Source organism: Acinetobacter sp. ANC 4654, assembly GCF_002135425.1.
GTDB lineage: Bacteria > Pseudomonadota > Gammaproteobacteria > Pseudomonadales > Moraxellaceae > Acinetobacter > Acinetobacter kyonggiensis.
This window is the reverse complement of the sequence record NZ_NEGL01000001.1, coordinates 570660-586417: the sequence shown is the minus strand read 5'-3', so window position 1 is coordinate 586417 and position 15758 is coordinate 570660. Positions and strand designations below refer to the sequence as shown.

14 protein-coding genes are annotated in these 15758 nt (G+C 40.2%); 7 read left to right on the top strand and 7 right to left on the bottom strand.

Going from position 1 to position 15758, the window contains the following annotated elements; genetic code table 11:
* The first annotated feature begins 44 nt into the window (after positions 1 to 44).
* Entirely contained in the window at positions 45 to 953 is a 909-nt protein-coding gene (locus tag B9T24_RS02765) for a polyprenyl synthetase family protein (RefSeq protein WP_086164383.1), read from the top strand.
* A gap of 79 nt (positions 954 to 1032) precedes the next feature.
* Here B9T24_RS02765 and putP read toward each other — a convergent pair whose 3' ends face one another.
* From putP to B9T24_RS02740, 5 genes are all read right to left on the bottom strand, one after another.
* Positions 1033 to 2523 (bottom strand): sodium/proline symporter PutP, encoded by a 1491-nt coding sequence (gene putP / locus B9T24_RS02760; RefSeq protein WP_086164382.1) that lies wholly within the window; start codon positions 2521 to 2523, stop codon positions 1033 to 1035.
* A 181-nt stretch (positions 2524 to 2704) separates the two neighbouring features.
* The gene (locus B9T24_RS02755) at positions 2705 to 3559 is read right to left on the bottom strand and encodes an SPFH domain-containing protein (RefSeq protein WP_067723944.1); all 855 of its coding nucleotides are present in this window, start codon (positions 3557 to 3559) and stop codon (positions 2705 to 2707) included.
* 14 nt (positions 3560 to 3573) lie between these two features.
* Positions 3574 to 4047 carry an NfeD family protein gene (locus B9T24_RS02750; RefSeq protein ID WP_086164381.1) on the bottom strand — a complete coding sequence of 158 codons (474 nt, stop codon included), beginning with the start codon at positions 4045 to 4047 and terminating at the stop codon, positions 3574 to 3576.
* 99 nt (positions 4048 to 4146) lie between these two features.
* Positions 4147 to 5064: a patatin-like phospholipase family protein gene (locus B9T24_RS02745; protein ID WP_086164380.1), complete on the bottom strand. Its 918-nt coding sequence runs from the start codon at positions 5062 to 5064 to the stop codon at positions 4147 to 4149.
* 69 nt (positions 5065 to 5133) lie between these two features.
* Positions 5134 to 5757: a lysophospholipid acyltransferase family protein gene (locus B9T24_RS02740; RefSeq protein ID WP_086164379.1), complete on the bottom strand. Its 624-nt coding sequence runs from the start codon at positions 5755 to 5757 to the stop codon at positions 5134 to 5136.
* Between the two features lie 145 nt (positions 5758 to 5902).
* Between B9T24_RS02740 and B9T24_RS02735 the strand changes: the two genes are divergently transcribed.
* The 5 genes from B9T24_RS02735 to B9T24_RS02715 all read left to right on the top strand — a co-directional run bounded on the left by B9T24_RS02735 (position 5903) and on the right by B9T24_RS02715 (position 12330).
* Positions 5903 to 7150, top strand: a complete 1248-nt coding sequence (locus B9T24_RS02735) for an MFS transporter (protein ID WP_086164378.1) — start codon at positions 5903 to 5905, stop codon at positions 7148 to 7150.
* A gap of 261 nt (positions 7151 to 7411) precedes the next feature.
* A complete protein-coding gene (locus B9T24_RS02730) occupies positions 7412 to 8518 on the top strand; it encodes a porin (protein WP_086164377.1) in 1107 nt (368 codons plus the stop codon).
* A gap of 142 nt (positions 8519 to 8660) precedes the next feature.
* Complete coding sequence (locus B9T24_RS02725; protein ID WP_086164376.1) at positions 8661 to 10319, top strand: phosphoethanolamine transferase; 1659 nt, start codon at positions 8661 to 8663, stop codon at positions 10317 to 10319.
* Between the two features lie 10 nt (positions 10320 to 10329).
* On the top strand, positions 10330 to 11007 hold the full coding sequence (locus tag B9T24_RS02720; protein ID WP_086164375.1) for a response regulator transcription factor: 678 nt from the start codon (positions 10330 to 10332) through the stop codon (positions 11005 to 11007).
* Between the two features lie 18 nt (positions 11008 to 11025).
* Entirely contained in the window at positions 11026 to 12330 is a 1305-nt protein-coding gene (locus tag B9T24_RS02715) for a sensor histidine kinase (RefSeq protein ID WP_416224345.1), read from the top strand.
* Between the two features lie 25 nt (positions 12331 to 12355).
* On the opposite strand, the gene B9T24_RS02710 is transcribed toward B9T24_RS02715, so the two are convergent.
* Entirely contained in the window at positions 12356 to 13039 is a 684-nt protein-coding gene (locus B9T24_RS02710; protein ID WP_086164373.1) for a phosphatase PAP2 family protein, read from the bottom strand.
* A 214-nt stretch (positions 13040 to 13253) separates the two neighbouring features.
* Between B9T24_RS02710 and B9T24_RS02705 the strand changes: the two genes are divergently transcribed.
* Positions 13254 to 13940, top strand: a complete 687-nt coding sequence (locus tag B9T24_RS02705) for an HAD family hydrolase (RefSeq protein WP_086164372.1) — start codon at positions 13254 to 13256, stop codon at positions 13938 to 13940.
* Between the two features lie 116 nt (positions 13941 to 14056).
* Here B9T24_RS02705 and B9T24_RS02700 read toward each other — a convergent pair whose 3' ends face one another.
* Positions 14057 to 15244: an ammonium transporter gene (locus B9T24_RS02700; protein WP_086164371.1), complete on the bottom strand. Its 1188-nt coding sequence runs from the start codon at positions 15242 to 15244 to the stop codon at positions 14057 to 14059.
* Positions 15245 to 15758: the final 514 nt, after the last annotated feature.

Here is a 15758-nt window from a genome sequence, read left to right as displayed (position 1 = left end):
GTGGGTTTAGATTTACTCACCAAAGCAAAGTATTCGAGGCGAATGTGTCATCTTTAACTGACGTACATGCACATGTACTAACCCAAGCACAGCAACGTATTCAACAAGATTTATTGACGGCATTAGACGCATTTTCTATTCCAGAGCCGCTCAAAGGCGCGGTGCATCATACTGTGATGCTTGGTGGTAAACGCATACGCCCAGCGCTTTGTTATGCAACGGCTGCCATCAAGCCAAATGCTCATTTTGCTGCGGTGCGTCGTGCGGCAGTTGCCATTGAAATGATCCATTGCTATTCACTGGCACACGATGATTTACCCTGCATGGATAATGATTTACTGCGTCGTGGTCAACCGACCTGTCATGTGGCTTTTGGTGAAGATACCGCCTTACTTGCAGGTGATATTTTGCAGTCGATGGCATTTGAAATATTAGGCAGTCGCTTGTTTGATCAAGGTGCTGCGCTGGATGCATCAATTGTGTTAAAACAAATGCAGATTTTGGCAACAGCAAGCTCAAAAATGGTCTGTGGTCAGGTGCTTGATTTACAAGCTGAAGGGCAGTATGTCAATCAACAAGCGTTGGAAAATATTCATCGTAATAAAACTGGCGCACTGATTTCTGCTGCGGTGATGATGGCTGCGGTCACTGTGTTTGAGGGAACAGATCAAGCCATTCCAAAATTGCGCGAATATGCTCAAGCGATTGGACTGGCCTTCCAAGTGCAAGATGATATTTTGGATATTATTTCCGATACAGAAGTTCTTGGAAAAACCGCAGGCAAAGATCAACAAGTTGAAAAATCGACTTATCCTGCATTAATGGGTTTAAACAATGCGCAAACCTATGCCAAAGAATTGCATGATCAAGCATTGAGTGCTTTGGCTATTTTTGGTGATAATGCGGCAGAACTGAATCAAATTTCACAATTTTTATTGTCACGTAAAAGCTAAAAAGCATGTAAGTAGCAAACTAAAGAACAAAAAAGAGGACATCAAGTCCTCTTTTTTATGGACTTATTTTGAGATCAAACTATTGAGCATCTTTGTATAGTCGATCACCTTCGTCGAAACGCGTCGTGATTTCTTCAGATGGTGCTTTACCCAATAAGCTCACCACGACAATCGTAATAACTGAGCAAATAAAGCCCGGAATAATTTCATAAAGACCAGTGTCACTGAACATATTCTTCCATACAATGACCACAACAGCACCGACTAACATGCCTGTCAGTGCACCATTTAACGTCATACGACGCCAGAACAAAGAAAGAATAATCAGTGGACCAAATGCAGCACCAAAACCAGCCCAAGCATAAGAAACCAAGCCCAAAACTTTAGATTCAGGGTTTCCTGCCATCCAAATTGCCAGTAGTGCAATCAGTAACACCATTAAACGACCAATCCAGACCAGTTCTTTTTGAGTTGCATTTTTACGTAAAAATGATTTGTAAAAATCTTCGGTTAAAGTACTTGAGCAGACCAGTAACTGGCAACTAAGGGTACTCATCACCGCGGCTAAAATAGCCGCCAATACAATACCTGCAATCCATGGATTAAACAGAATTTTGGTCAGTTCCATAAATACGGTTTCTGGATTTGCTGTTACTGCTCCTGCAAGTTCAGGGTGTTGTTGGAAGTAAGCGATCCCAAAGAATCCCGCAGCAACCGCGCCACCTAGACACAGGATCATCCACGTCATACCAATACGGCGTGCATTCGGAATCGATTTGACCGAATCTGCCGCCATAAAACGCACCAGAATATGCGGTTGACCGAAGTAGCCCAAACCCCAAGCCAATAATGAAATAATCGCCACAAAGCTTAAATCACCCATGACATTCATGGCTTGTGGGCGAGCCGCTTCAAGTGCCAAAGTCATTTGATTGATATCGGCAAAGCTTAACACCACAACGACAGGGGTGAGTAACAAAGCAAAAATCATGAGACCTGCTTGAATGGTATCCGTCCAACTGACCGCTAAGAAACCGCCAATAAATACATAACTGATGGTGGCAATGGCACTAATCCACAGCGCCGTACTGTAAGAAAGATCAAACATGCTTTCAAATAAACGTGCGCCTGCAACCATGCCTGAAGCACAGTAAATTGCAAAGAAAATTAAAATAATGAAAGCAGAAGCAATACGTAAAATTTTCTTTTGATCGTTAAAACGATTGGAAAAATAATCGGGCAAGGTCAAGGCATTGTGTTGCACTTCGGTATGAACACGCAAACGTCCAGCAACCAGTAGCCAGTTTAGCCATGCACCAATAATCAAGCCAATGGCAATCCATATTTCAGATAAACCTGAAAGATAAATTGCACCCGGCAGTCCCATGAGTAACCAACCACTCATATCTGAAGCACCTGCAGAGAGCGCTGTGACGAAACTACCTAAACGTCGCCCCCCCAAAATGTAATCAGAGAAGTTGCTTGTCGCGCGATAAGCCATGAGGCCAATCACGATCATGGCGACAATATAAAAAAGAAAGGTAATTAAGGTCGGATTTAGGGAGCTCATACGGTATCCATTTACACGGTGGACAGCAGATTGAAATACAGGCTTTTAAATAAAAAGCACAAATAATTTCAAAAAATAACGCGAAATTTAATCATAATTCCACAAGGATTGCAGAGTTTTTCGCAACTGAAATAAAAATAGACAGCAGATGCTGTCTATTGGTTAGAAAAATTGGGAAGTATTATGGATTACGCCCCATCACACCACGAATGGTATTCATGATATCGGCAGGCAATACCACAGTTTTAGCATTGTTGGATTTGGCCATTTCTTGCATGGCTTTTACATATTGTTCACCGAGCAAGTAAGCAACGGGAACTTCTTTATCGCCAACCGCTGAAGTGATCATTTCAATAGCACGTTGCGATGATTCCGCCAAGACCACTTGTGCTTCAGCATCACGACGAGAAGCCTCTAAACGACCATCGGCTTCTAAAATTGCCGCTTGTTTTTCACCATCTGCTTTGGTTACCGTGGCACGGCGCTGACGTTCAGCCGCAGCTTGTGCTTCCATCGCAGATTGCATGGTGCTTGATGGTTGAATATCTTGAATTTCAACGGTTTTGAGTGTAATGCCCCAATCTGAAATATCATCAGAAATAGCCGCTTTTAATTTTGCTTTAATATGATCACGGGATGACAAAGCATCATCTAAATCCATTTCACCGACAATAGAACGCAGTGAAGTTTGTACTAGATTTTGAATGGCCCACGTATAGTTTTCAATGCCGTAAACCGCTTTTTCTGGTGTGGTAATATTGATATACGCCATGGCATTCATCAGTAAAACGGCGTTATCACGGGTGATCACTTCTTGAGAGGGAATATCCATCACAATGTCTTTGGTGGTGACTTTATAAGCCACTTCATCCACATAAGGAATGACAAAATTGAGACCCGGTGTCAAGGTGGTATGGTATTTACCTAGACGTTGTACAATCCATTTATAACCTTGCGGAACAATGCGCACACCTTTAAAAATGGTGACACCTGCAAAAACCAAGATGGCTAAAACAATAATAGATCCACCAGACATGTTATTTCCTCACTTTATATATTTTCATTGTGTGAATTGTGGGGTTTAACCACGAGATCATTGCCGAGAATATCGACCACGCGTACACGATCACCTACCTGAACGGGTGCTAAAGCACGGCAGTTCCATTCGTCAGAGCCTAAAACCGGCATGGGGAAACGTACCGTAATTAAATCGTGTTCCATATGGGTTTGAATGACCATGCCGACTTGACCAATGGTCGCTTCACGCGATAAACCAGCTTTAGTTTTATCGGTTGAAAGGGGCTTAATAAATTTAAACCAAAGTAAAGTACATAGGATGGATAAGATAATCCAAGTGACGAGTTGGGTGGTGAAGCCCATCATCGGGAACATCCAGAATAAAACACCCACCATGATGGCTGCAATGCCAAACCATAGTGCAGCAAAAGCGGGCAGTACTAATTCAGAGAGCATCAGTGCAACACCCAATACAAACCAATGCCAAGGTTCGAAAGCAAATTCCATACATCTACTCGTGTATTGTAAAAATTGATATAGATAACTGAAGTGTCTATATCAATTTAGCAGATGAATAAGTCTTTGAATATTAAAAAAGCATCTTTTTTATATTTTAGCTTTTGGCGCAGGTTTGAATGCGGCGGGAGATTTTTTAAAGTCAGTAATTGCCTTTTCAATGGCACGAATTTTCAGTTGCGCTGCTTTTTCACCTTCAAGGATGGACTGATTGCTGGCTTTTAAGTCCAAAGTACCTAAATGTCCCACTTTCGGTTGAATGACAATATTGGCCTGACTCAGCTCTTCGTTAATGCTTTGTTGACCCATAATATTAATGGTTTGATCCAGTAAGCCCCACATATTCAGTGGCTTATCCCCAACAGGACGTGCAGAAATATCGACTGCAATGACAATATCAGCGCCCATTGCTTTCGCCGTTTTTACTGGAATTGGGCTGACCAAACCGCCATCGACATATTTGGTTCCACCAATCGTGGCAGGGACGAATACATTTGGAATACTGCATGATGCACGAACGGCTTGACCTGCATTGCCTTTAATAAACTCAGCTTTACGCCCATTGTCTAAACGGGTCGCCACCGCTGCAAAGCGAATGGGGAATTGTTCAATGGGTTTGTTGGCAATATGCTTGTTGACATAGTTTTGCAACTTTTGACCTTGTACAATGCCTTGACTGTTTAAGGTTAAATCGCGAATGTCGGATTCTTTTAAGTTCAGGGCAATTTGTTGTAATTGAAACGGTGTTTTACCACTGGCATAAATACTGCCGACAAAACTACCCGCACTGGTGCCCGTGACAATTTTAGGTTTAATGCCATGTGATTCTAAAACTTTCAGTACTCCAATATGGGCAAAACCCTTGGCACCACCGCCACCCAGCGCAATAGCAATCACAGGTTCACGTGCTTTTAAGGTGGTCGTTTGTGGTTGGGTTTTTACAGCTTTATCGCAGCCCATTAGGCTGAGTCCAAGTAGACCAATTAAAGCATAGGACACAAATTTCATAGTTGGGATTGGATATCAAATAGACAAAAAGTTGCGCGTATAAGATCAGATAATGATCATTTTAACTAGCTATTTTTTTATACGATTTTGTAACGGTCTGGCTAACCAATTCGGGTTTTTGGGAGAAAATTTACCAATGTACAGATTTAAGATTTGCTCTAAATCCAGTTCATAGTCTCCTGTAGGCTGAAACACACCTAAGCAATGAATGGTCTTGTGCGCATAATCAAAAGAAAACATCACAATGGGAATATGTGCGCCTACAGCAATACGATAAAAACCACTTTTAATGGTCTCTGCTCGTTTACGTGTTCCTTCAGGTGCCATGCCAACCCAAATTTGCGCTTGAGTATTGATGAAGTCGATAATTTGCTGGGTTAAGCCTTGCTGTGCATTGCGTTGCACTGGAATAACGCCAATCCAGTTTAGTAATGGCTTTAAAGGTGTTTTAAATAAAGTATGCTTGCCAAAAATGGTAATTTTAATGCCCAGCCCAAGCAATGCCGTAAACCCATACCACGCATCAATATTTGAGGTATGCGGAGAAATAATGGCGACTGCTTTAGGCAGGTTTGGAAATTCACCTTTAAAATGCCAGCCTTGGGCAAGAAATAGGTTTTTAAAAATATTTCGGCTTAAGCAGTTACCGCGAGCAGGAACCCGATCGGGTAAGGTTGGAAAATATTTGTCCATAGTCTTTTTCTTCTTCTTGACAAAACTGTATCGCATTTTAAATATGTTAAGCTTTTGTAAAATAAGATTCATTGTCAAAATGTAAACCATATTTCTGCTGGCTTGATAACAATCATCAATCTCGGTTTGATCATAAGGGCAGACTATGCCAACTACACGTCACATTTATTTGTTGTTGTTCTCTTTATATTGGGCACAAGGCTTACCTGTCGGTTTTATGACCCATGCTTTACCTGTGATTTTGCGTGCGCAAGGTGTGTCATTGACACATATTGGTGGCTTTGGTTTATTGATGCTGCCGTGGTCAATTAAAATTTTGTGGGCACCCTTGGTCGATCATTTTGGCTATTCAGCCTTTGGACATTATCGCAGCTGGATTATTCCGACTCAGTTACTGAGTGTGATTGTGCTCATCGGTTTATCCTTTTTACCCATACAGGCTTTAAATCAACCCGCGTATTTGTTGGCTTTTTTTGTGGCTTTGCTCAGTATGAATGTGGTGGGAGCAACACAAGATATAGCCACCGATGGCTTAGCGGTGAATCTGCTTAAAAATGAACAGCAACATTGGGGCAATACCTTTCAGGTGGTGGGTTCACGCTTAGGTTTCATTGTCGGTGGTGGTGCTATTTTATGGGCACTGGATGGGTTGGACTGGCAAAATACTTTTTTAGTTTTGGCAGGACTGGTGCTGTTAAATACTTTGCCCATTTTATGTTTTAAAGAACCGACGCGCTTTAAAATTTCTCAGCCCGTGACCGATCAAGCGCTATTTAGCTGGAGCAAAGTCAAAGATTATGTGTCTTATTTTCATCAAACCCGCCATTTGTTTTTATGGCTGATGGTACTGATGACCTTTAAAATTGCCGATGGTTTGTCTGGCCCTTTACTGAAACCGTTAATGATTGATTTGGGGCTGACATTTTCGCAAATTGGCATTTATGTCACCATGCTTGGTGCGTTGGCTGCATTAATGGGGGCAGGCATTGCAGGAATCAGCCTGAAATATATGTCTCGTGCAAATGCGCTATTGAGTTTTTCTGTACTGAAAATTTTAAGTTTGGCTGCCTACACATGGTTAGCCTTTCAGTATGAAGCAAAACGTCAAATCGAGACGTGGATTATTTATTTGATTAATGCCTTCGAAGATATGATTTCAGCCATGCTCTTGGTCATTATGCTGACTTTAGTGATGCAATATAGCCGTAAGCATGTGGCAGGCACAGATTTTACTTTTCAGGTGGCACTGCTGGCAACGGTCAGTGGGGGACTATATAGCCTGAGTGGTATATTCGGTGATCTATGGGGTTATGCTTATTATTTAACGGGTATCACCTTGTTGGCGCTGATGTGTTTATTGCCTATCCTTCAATGGAAAAAGAGCATTTCATAAGTTGAAGGATTAAATTTTAGTGATGTTATGTCGCTTATTATCTGATTTTTGAAAGATTGAGAAATTGTTAAAATATTTTATTTTTCAATTACTTAAAAATAATTTATTTAAATGGTAAATGGGGTAAAAGTTTTTTAATTCAATTTAATATGCATTAAAAATCTAAGGATTAAATAAGATAAGTTAATAAAATTTAAATCATTTTTTAAAATATTTCTAAACAGTAACATCTGTTACAAAATAGTTTAGGGGTATTGATACATGAAAACCAAAATTGCAGCAGCAATCGCTTTAACGTTATTGGCCGGATCTACATTCGCAGCACCCACTTTGTATGGTGAAATCGATGCAAGTTTAGATTATTTACCTGAAGATAACGCGACCAAGTCAGACCGTGATGTTTGGGAATTAAGCTCAAATAGTTCTTTTATTGGGATTAAAGGGGAAGAAAAGCTCACTGAACGCTTAAATGCAGTTTATGCGATTGAATGGGCGTTTAATGCCGATGGTGAAGGGGCTGACTGGGCCAAGCGTAACCGTTTTGTCGGTTTAAAAGACAGTAAATTGGGGACTTTAAAAGTTGGTGCACATGACACGCCATTAAAACAATTTTCAAGCGTGGTTGATACCTTCAATAACTATGTGGCAAATAAAGCAGATGTCAGTGGTATTTTCACTGGTGAAAACCGTGTCGCAAATGCTGTGGTTTATGAGTCGCCTGCAATTGCCTTGCCTACGGGTGCAATTAAAGTCAATGCATTATTGGCGACGGGTGAAGCCAGTGCAATTAAATCGGACAATGGTGTGGTGAAAACAGCAGGTCGCGGTTTAGGTGATGCATGGTCGGCTTCCGTGGCATATGAAAGTCCTGCTGTAATTGCAGGTATTGCTTATGATAAAGCAATTCCAAGTAACTTCCTTGGTCGTGGTTTTGTCAATGCTTCAGAGCCAGAAGTCACAGGTGGTTCATTATTTGCTGCCGCGAATACCATTCGTGCCATTGGTCGAGTGAATTTACAGGGTGGTTTGGCGCTTAAAGCCTTGTATCAAACGTCAGAAGTAGAACAAGTCGAAGGCAATGCAGTGGGGACAGAATTTATTGATGATGCTCAAGGTTGGTTAGTGGGTGCAGAATATAATCTTCCAACGGCTAAAGCGTGGACAGTAAAAGCCCAATATAGTCAAAATAGCACCAGTTTCAAAAATGCGAGCGCTGATTTAGATGTCGAGCAAATTTTTGCAGGCGTAGATTATGCATTTAATAAACAAGTGAAAGCTTATGGTTATGCAGGTTATTTAACCCTTGAACGTGCTAATGCTGAAACCAAGCAGCCTGTGGTCGGAACAGGCCTAGAATTTAAATTTTAAGTCGTGTTTATTTTATAATATTGATTTTTAAATTAAAAAAGGCAATGTTTACATCGCCTTTTTTTTATTTAAGTGAGTTTTAAGTTTCGCGTTTTAGATTAAAGTATCAGTAAAAAAGATTAGCGATAAAATGATGCTCAATATGTTTGCCCAAATAAGAAATAAAATGAAGCCCATTTCTTTAAGCCATTTTAATTTATGGCTCGCAATTTGGCTGGGCATGGTGCTGAATTTGGCCTTTTTTCAAAAAATTCAGAGTTTGACGCCTTATCAAGGTCCGAAAGCCTATTTGTTTTTAGGGGCGACGGTACTGGTTATTGTGGCGCTGTATTATTTTATTTTTCAGCTCTTGAATTGGAAATGGACAGCGAAGCCGATTACGCTTGCGCTATTGTTTATTGGCGGTTTTGCTTCTTATGCCGTGACTTCTTTGGGCGTGCTGATTACCCCAGATCAAATTCAAAATTTGATGCAAACGGATGCCTCTGAAGCACGGGATACGTGGTCGTGGCATTTGGTATTGTGGACTTTAGGGATGATTGTATTGCCAATGATTGTGGCTTTAATGGTCAAAATTAAGCCAGAACCTATCGTTCGTCAACTCTGGAAAAAAATGCTGGCTTCTGTACTGTCTTTGGTCATGATTGGTGGGCTATTATTTGTTTTTTATGTTGATTACGCTGCAATTTTTCGTGAACATCGTGATTTAAAGGGCATGATTTCACCACAAAATATGATTTCATCATTCGCCTCATACTATAAAAAGAAAACCCCGAAGGAAAATTTACCTTTAGTGACTTATGGTGAAGATGCACATTTGCTTGAGCAAGTGGGCGCACAGCAGAAACCGAAATTAATGGTTTTGGTGGTGGGTGAAACGGCGCGAGCAGAAAGTTTTTCTTTAAATGGTTATGCCAAAAATACCAATCCTGAATTATCTAAATTGGATATTATTAATTTCAACAATGTCAGTTCATGTGGTACAGCAACAGCTGTTTCAGTGCCATGTATGTTTTCAGGCATGCCACGTAAAGACTATGATGAACAGCTTGCCAGTCACCGTGAAGGGCTACTCGATATTGCACAACGTGCAGGCTATAAAGTCACTTGGGTTGATAACAATTCAGGCTGTAAAGGGGCTTGTGATCGTGTTGAACAGTATCAAATTCCACAGCAGATTAAAGACCAATGGTGTAGCAAAGAGGGTGAATGTCATGATGAAATTTTGCTTGATAGTTTAAAAGCTTACCTTGCCAGTATTCCTAAAACCGACAAGACACCGCGCCTGATTGTATTACACCAAATGGGCAGTCATGGCCCTGCTTATTACCAGCGTTCAACAGCCGCTTTTCAGCCCTTTAAACCCACTTGTGACAGCAATGCTATTCAAGGCTGTAGCACTACAGAATTATTAAATAGTTATGATAATTCAATTGTCTATACCGACCATGTTTTAAGTTCACTGATTCAGCAACTCAAAGCCAATACCACGTTTCAAACGGGTTTTTGGTATTTATCCGATCATGGTGAATCGACGGGTGAAAGTGGGATGTATTTACATGGTGCGCCTTATGCGATTGCACCGACACAGCAGACGCATATTCCAATGCTAATGTGGTTTTCAGCAGAGTGGAGCAAACAAAATTCTGCGCAAATGACTTGCTTAGCCCAACAAAAAAGCAAAGAATTGAGTCAAGATAATTTGTTTCCAAGTTTGCTCAGCTTATTGGATGTAAAAACACAAGTCATTGATGAAAAACATAATATGTTGCAGCAATGTCAATTGAAAACAAAGGCGTGAGTTTAAAAGCATGACTAAAATATTAATGATTGAAGATGATTTTATGATTGCTGAATCAAGCATGACGTTATTGAAATATCAGCAATATGATGTGGAGTGGGTGAATAATGGCATTGATGGTTTAAAAAGGCTAAGCCAAGAGAAGTTTAATATTGTTTTACTTGACCTAGGCTTACCCATGATGGATGGTATGCAAGTGTTGAAACAAATTCGACAACAATGGCCTGCGTTACCTGTGTTGATTATTTCTGCCCGTGACCAATTGCAAAACCGCGTCGACGGTTTGAATCAAGGTGCCGATGATTATTTAATTAAACCGTATGAGTTTGATGAATTGTTGGCCCGTATTCATGCTTTGTTACGCCGTAGTGGGGCAGAGTCTGCGCTACACGACAGCCCACAAATTTTACGTTATGCCGATTTGGTTTTGGATGTCGAACAGCATATTGCCAAATATAAGGGGCAATATATTGATCTGTCTAATCGTGAATGGGCGATTCTGATTCCTTTGGTCAGTCATCCGAATAAGATATTTTCCAAAGCGAATTTAGAAGATAAATTATATGACCTAGATAGTGAAATTAGCAGCAATACCATTGAGGTGTATGTTCATCATTTACGTGCCAAACTCGGTAAAGATTTTATTCGAACCATTCGTGGATTAGGCTATCGACTTGGACAACTATAAGGTCAGCAACTGGTGCAATTGCAGTATTCATTAAAAAAACGTCTGATCATTTATATTTCTATTTTTAGTATTGCCTTAGGGTGTCTACTGGTATTTTTTGCGTATCGGATTTCACTCGAAGAAATTAATGAAATTTTAGATGCACAGATGCAAAATTTAGCTGAACGCATCGCCATGCATGATCCTGAACCGACTAAAAGTCACTTTGATCAAGCCAAGCATTATCATGAAGAAGACTTATTTGTCGATGTTTGGTCTTATGCCAACCAAGAGCATAAAAATCATACCTTAAATTTATTGGTACATCCTGTACAAAAAGCAGGATTTTATACCCATCAAACGGCACAAGGTACTTGGCGGACTTATATTTTACCTTTAAAGCATTATCAGATTCAGGTTAGTCAGCAACAATCGACACGGCAGCATTTGGCTTTAGAACTTGCAGGCAGTATGTTTATTCCTTATTTGCTGTTTATGCCTTTTGTGATTTGGGGTTTAAGCTGGATTATTAGTCGTAGTTTACAGCCTTTAGATGATTTTAAAGAGGAAGTCGCACATCGAGATTCAAATGAATTAAGTGCAATCCAATTTAATCATTATCCTATTGAAATTGTGCCAACCATTATTGAAATGAATTATTTGTTTGAGCGTATTTCACAGTCACAACAAGAACAGCGACAATTTATTGCCGATGCAGCGCATGAGCTACGTACGCCCATCACTGCCTTAAATTTACAAATGCAAATTCTACTCAAACAACTTCCCGACAATTCAGATTTACAGAATTTAAGTAAAGGCTTAATCCGCATTCAGCATTTGATCAGTCAGTTACTTAATTTGGCAAAACAAGATGCTTCAATTTTAGAGATCGAGACGAAACAGCAGTTTTTACTGAATCATGTTGCGGCAAATTGTGTCGAGCAATTGATTCATTTGGCGATGCAAAAAGAAATTGATTTAGGTATGGAGCGCCAAGACCATATTGTGCTGCACAGCCAAGAATCAGCCGTGCATTCGATTATCTTTAATTTGATTGATAACGCGATTAAATATACCCCCAATCAAGGGATGATTAACGTATCTGTATTTGAACAAGCAGGTTCTGCCATGATTCAAATTGAAGATAGTGGACCGGGCATTGCACCTGAATTACATGAGAAAATTCTTAAACGTTTTTATCGGGTTCATCATCATTTAGAAATCGGCAGCGGTTTGGGTTTATCCATTGTCGATAAAGCCACCGAACGATTGGGCGGCAGCATTTCTTTTACTCAAAGTGCGAGTTTGGGCGGCTTACAGGTCAATGTACAATTACCACTATAGCGCCATTGCTTCACAAGATGAATGCTTAGGGTTGCTCTTGGATAATGTTAAATTTTTGATTATAAAAGAGATAAAAGATGACATTTATTAACCAAATAATCCATGCTGTCCACAAATTATGGCTGAGAAAATGTGCGCCTCGCATCATCTGTGCCCAACCCATAGCAAAACCAAGAATCAAGCCTGAGAATAGAAAAAAATAAGCACGTTTTTGATTGGATTGGCGAAAGACAAAATATCCGGCCATGAGTGCAAAGCCAGTGGAGGCATGTCCACCGGGGAAGCAATGTCCTTTGGTGGTCGAAAAGTCCCAGAAGAAACCTTGTGGTGTAGGAATGGTGGTATTCCACGGGCAGGCATGGGCAGATTGGGATTTTAACAGCCCAATGATTGAGGTCGAAAGAATGACCATGGCAAAGAAATAGCCGTAGTTCCAACGTAGCGATTTTATGGTTTCAAATTTAAAAGAGCCTAGCCAAAGCACCAAAAAACTGGCATAGACCAAAATCAATAGATCTTTGACATAACGATGATTGAGCTCCGCTAAATACCAGTTATCTCGCAATAAAAATTGTCCTGATTTATTGACCCACGGGTCAATCAAGGCAAGATCGAGTGAACCACCGATAGGAAAGCATACCCAAAGTATGCAGAAGCTCATGACCAAAAAGCAGCCTTGATAAAGAGTGAAGCGTTGCTTGTCGTGCATAGAAAAGATCAATGGATTTTATTTGTGTTATTACAACAACAAAAACTTAATTGAGACTTAAGTGCTGACTGGATGGCTTGGCTAAAGCATGAGGCAAGTACTGCTAAATTTGATTTAGGTTGTATCGAATTGTCATAAGCATATTTAGGAAACAGCATAATCCAAGATATTTTTGGTGCTACATTAGCCCATAAAATTTGCGTAGATTTTTAAAATGACGATTCGTGCAGTTTTGTTTGATCTTGATAATACTTTAACCCATCGCGATCAAAGTATTGCCGCTTATAGTCAGCATTTGGCGGATCACTATCAACACCAATTACAGCAGGATGAGAGTAATCAAATTCAGTCGATTATTCGCCGTATTGATCATGGTGGCTACCCTAAAAAAGAGGACTTAACCCATCCGAGTATTGCTGCTTCTGTGGCGTATGCATTGCAGCAGGAGTTAAGCTGGAACAACTTGCCAGATTTGGATGAATTATCGCAATTTTGGTTTCAGCAATTTGGACTTTCAGCCGTGGCGATGCCGGGTGCGAAAAGTTTATTAACCGAATTAAAGCAGTGTGGTTACAAACTGGCCGTGATTTCGAATGGGGGGCATGCAACACGGTTAAGCATTTTGCAAGGCTTAGGTTTTAGTCATTATTTTGATGCAATTGTCAGTTCTGGTTTACTTGGGATAAGTAAACCGAATCCTGAAATTTTTCTACATACCAGCCGTCAATTAGATATTCCTACGCAGCACTGTCTTTATGTTGGTGATCATCCGATAAATGATATACAAGGTGCAACCCATGCTGGAATGACTGCGATTTGGTTGGAAGGTTTTCATGATGTTGGTGAACATGGCCCGATAAACAGGATTCAAAATTTAGCGCAGATTAAGCAGTTTTTATAGGCTTTATTTTCTGATTTTTATGTGCTTGTTTTGATGTTTGTGGCAATAGGTTGAGAGCTTTGATATAGGCAAAAAAAAGCGACTCTTTCGAGTCGCGCTGAAAATCAAAATAGGGTTTAAAACATGGCATCTTCTGAATTGGCTGAAATTTTATGGATGGATAAGTCCGCACCACGAAATTCATCTTCTTGTGATAAACGAATACCCATGGTGACTTTAAGTGTACCATAAACCAAAAAGCTGCCAACAAGTGCAATGCCGATTGCAAGCAGAGTACCAATGATTTGAGAAATCATGGAAACACCACCCAGTCCACCGAGCCATTTTTGACCAAAAAGTCCAACAGCTAAGCCACCCAATGTACCACATATACCATGTAGTGGCCAAACACCGAGTACATCGTCAACTTTAAGTTTATTTTGAGTGTAGGTAAAGAGTTTCACGAAGATCATGCCTGCAACTGCTCCAATTATAAGCGCCCCAACAGGATGCACCACATCAGAACCTGCACAAATTGCCACTAAACCCGCCAATGGACCATTATGTAAAAAGCCTGGGTCATTTTTACCCATAAAGTTTGCCGCAATGGTGCCACCGACCATCGCCATCAATGAATTGATCGCGACTAAACCTGAAATTGCATCGAGACGCTGTGCGCTCATCACGTTAAAACCGAACCAACCGACAATTAAAATCCATGAACCCAGTGCTAAAAAAGGAATGGAAGACGGTGGGTGCGCACTGACACGACCATCTTTTTTATAGCGACCATGACGCGCACCGAGTAAAATCACAGCGACTAAGGCAATCCATCCCCCCATCGCATGAACCACGATAGAACCTGCAAAATCATGGAAACTGGCACCAAAAGTGGTTTCTAACCATTTTTGTAGCCCAAAATTTCCATTCCAAACAATCCCTTCAAAGAAAGGGTAAATCAATGCCACGAGCAATAAAGTTGCAATCGCTTGCGAGCGCATTTTGGCACGCTCAGCAATACCACCTGAAATAATGGCCGGAATAGCCGCGGCAAAAGTCAGTAGAAAGAAACAGCGCATCAGGTTATAGCCATGATCTGCGGCTAAGGTTGCGCCCATATGGAAAAAATGTTGTCCATAGGCAATATAATAACCCACAAAAAAGTAAGCGATGGCAGACAGGGAAAAATCCGTCAAAATTTTACTGAGCGCATTGACTTGGTTTTTATGGCGCACAGTGCCAAGTTCCAAGAATGCAAAACCTGCATGCATGGCTAAAACTAAAACTGCACCAAGAAGGAGAAAGAGTAAATCTGTATTTTGCATTTTATAGCCCCATTCTAGTGCGTTAATTCACAAAAAGAAGTTTAGTATAACGATGTGATGGTTTTCGTGAAGATGTTCGAGAAAGGGAAATTTTGATTAAGCTGTGCTAAAAAATAACAAGACTCGATATAAAGCAAGGTTGTGCACCATATTGGTGTTTATGCATTTTTTTGGCGCATTTTTAATAGAAGAGTTTTTTTATAAGATATTGAATATTAATAATAAAATTTTAAAACCTAGTTTGGCTCAATCTAATTTATTTTAAAATCTGAATGCTGTCAGTTGAAAGAAATTATTCAAAAGATAAAAATAATTAAAAAATAAGATCTAAAAACGCATTTTGATGAGGCTGTTTTAGCAGTTTTGATCATCCATTATGGTGCATTTTGAAAATTATTTTGATTTCTCAATTTAAATAAAAAAGAGGGAAGCGGTAAAAATCCAGTAATGCACTGTTTGCTCTCGAATAATGAAATCACAATAAAAAAGCAGATCCTTTGATCTAATGCTGATT

Excerpts from the sequence above, each read along its gene's own strand:
- B9T24_RS02730 (WP_086164377.1), top strand. The coding sequence starts at position 7,412 with ATGAAAACCAAAATTGCAGCAGCAATCGCTTTAACGTTATTGGCCGGA.
- B9T24_RS02700 (WP_086164371.1), bottom strand. The coding sequence starts at position 15,244 with ATGCAAAATACAGATTTACTCTTTCTCCTTCTTGGTGCAGTTTTAGTT.
- B9T24_RS02750 (WP_086164381.1), bottom strand. The coding sequence starts at position 4,047 with ATGGAATTTGCTTTCGAACCTTGGCATTGGTTTGTATTGGGTGTTGCA.
- B9T24_RS02705 (WP_086164372.1), top strand. The coding sequence starts at position 13,254 with ATGACGATTCGTGCAGTTTTGTTTGATCTTGATAATACTTTAACCCAT.
- B9T24_RS02755 (WP_067723944.1), bottom strand. The coding sequence starts at position 3,559 with ATGTCTGGTGGATCTATTATTGTTTTAGCCATCTTGGTTTTTGCAGGT.
- B9T24_RS02725 (WP_086164376.1), top strand. The coding sequence starts at position 8,661 with ATGTTTGCCCAAATAAGAAATAAAATGAAGCCCATTTCTTTAAGCCAT.
- B9T24_RS02720 (WP_086164375.1), top strand. The coding sequence starts at position 10,330 with ATGACTAAAATATTAATGATTGAAGATGATTTTATGATTGCTGAATCA.
- putP (WP_086164382.1), bottom strand. The coding sequence starts at position 2,523 with ATGAGCTCCCTAAATCCGACCTTAATTACCTTTCTTTTTTATATTGTC.
- B9T24_RS02735 (WP_086164378.1), top strand. The coding sequence starts at position 5,903 with ATGCCAACTACACGTCACATTTATTTGTTGTTGTTCTCTTTATATTGG.
- B9T24_RS02745 (WP_086164380.1), bottom strand. The coding sequence starts at position 5,064 with ATGAAATTTGTGTCCTATGCTTTAATTGGTCTACTTGGACTCAGCCTA.
- B9T24_RS02710 (WP_086164373.1), bottom strand. The coding sequence starts at position 13,039 with ATGCACGACAAGCAACGCTTCACTCTTTATCAAGGCTGCTTTTTGGTC.
- B9T24_RS02740 (WP_086164379.1), bottom strand. The coding sequence starts at position 5,757 with ATGGACAAATATTTTCCAACCTTACCCGATCGGGTTCCTGCTCGCGGT.